This is a genomic window from Dietzia sp. UBA5065 (assembly GCA_002415925.1).
GTDB lineage: Bacteria > Actinomycetota > Actinomycetes > Mycobacteriales > Mycobacteriaceae > Dietzia.
Window position 1 is genome coordinate 1133 of the sequence record DIAZ01000098.1, and the last position, 1611, is coordinate 2743.

The 1611-nt window shown below is 76.9% G+C and carries 1 protein-coding gene and 1 pseudogene; both read left to right on the forward strand.

Annotation, left to right across the window (positions count from 1 at the left end; translation table 11 throughout):
* Nucleotides 1–948: pseudogene (locus B4M60_RS07460) on the forward strand (hypothetical protein); the annotation flags it as partial.
* Nucleotides 949–1007: 59 nt separating this feature from the next.
* Nucleotides 1008–1598, forward strand: coding sequence for a hypothetical protein (locus tag B4M60_RS07465; protein ID WP_291081844.1), 591 nt, complete (start codon nt 1008–1010; stop codon nt 1596–1598).
* Nucleotides 1599–1611: the final 13 nt, after the last annotated feature.

Below are 1611 nucleotides of genomic sequence, written 5' to 3' on the forward strand. Positions count from 1 at the left end.
ACGGCTGGCACGGCGGGGGCGGCGGGGGCGGCCGGCGCCGCCGGGACCGGTGGTGGAATGGGACTGACGACGACGAGCCCACCCGCCGCGGCCATCGACGCCGCCACAGAACAGGCGCTCCTGGCCTCGCGGTCGGGGACGGCCGACGGGGGAGCGGCAGGGTCGGCGCCGGCTGGTCAGGCCGGTGCCGGCGGCGGCATCAACGCCTCAACGCAGGCGGCCGGGGTGCCGTTCTCACCCGTCGGCTCGCCGGGCCAGCCCGCGACAGGCGTGGCCGGCGCGACCGGCGGGATCCGGGGCGTCCGAAATGGCGCTTCCGGCACGAGCAGCCGTGATCGCGACCGGGGATTCGGCTCGGCGGCAGGCCTCCTGGGCGGTGGCGGGGCCGCGGCGGCGGGCGCGGGGGCCTCGCGGATGGGCGGAGCCGGAACCCTGGCGGGCCTCGGCGGCGTGGGCGGGCCGGGCGTCGGGGGGCTGGCCACGGGCGGGCCGGGCGCCGGGGGCCCGGCAGCGGGTGCCCCCGGAGCCGGGTCCGCGGGCGGGGTGACGGCGAAGCCGGGCGCGGGGGCGTTCTCGTCGTCGACTGGCGGCGCCCAGGCCGGGCGCCCGGGGGCGATGCCCGTGGGCGGGATGATGGGAGCGGCGGGTGCCGGGCAGAACGACGGCCGGCGCGGCCACACCCCGGCCGGCTACCTGACCAACGCCACCAACACGTCGGCCATCCTCGGTGACCCGGTCAAGGTGGCGCCGGCGGTGATCGGCCGGACGGGGCCGATCGGTGGGGCCACCGCCGAGACCACCGCCGGTCCCAGCCGCGAGTCCGCCCGCGAGACCGTCCGCGAGTCCACCCGCGAGAAAACGGCGGACCAGACCCCGGGGGGAGGTGGTCTGCAGGCCGGCCGGGCGATCGGGAGGGAACGTGTCGGTGGCGGGCCCGCGCGACGCTAGGTCGCGGTCGGTTGCCCGGAAGCCCGTCGACAACCGGGCGTGGTGTCGATACTGATCACATGAACGGGTCTGGGCATCGTGCGACGCTCGCAGGCGTGGTCGCCGCGGTCGCACTCGTGATGGCCGCGTGCGGGAGTCCGCAGACGGAGGAGGGCCCCGAACCGCCCGGGGCGACGACGTCCAGCGCAGCCTCGACCGCCGCCTCGTCGACCGTGACCGTGACCTCCGGGACCAGCCCCACGCCGCCGCCGCCAACCCAGGCGGCGCCCGCCGTGGAGACCGTCACCGAGGGCGCGGAATGCGGACCGCGGGGGGCGGTGGCCGCCTTTGCCGACGGTGCCACGGCCTACTGCGCGCGCCTGCAGTACACCGATGGCGCGGCGTGGTCGCGGGACCCGAACCTGGCGCCCAACCCGGCGGTCGAGGAGAGCGTCCGCCTGGCGGGGCCGCAGCTGGGTGACGGCTGCATCGGCGCGGACATCGGGCGCACGGCCGTGGACGCTGACGGGAACTCGATCCTCTGCGACAACTACCGGTGGGTGCTCAACGTGGGGCAGGTACCGCGGCACCCGTGGGTGGAAGAGCAGATCAAGTGGACGGAGTGCCTCGAGGAGTTCACCGAGGAGGAGTGCCGGGTGATGCTGAACTGACCCCCCAGCCTCA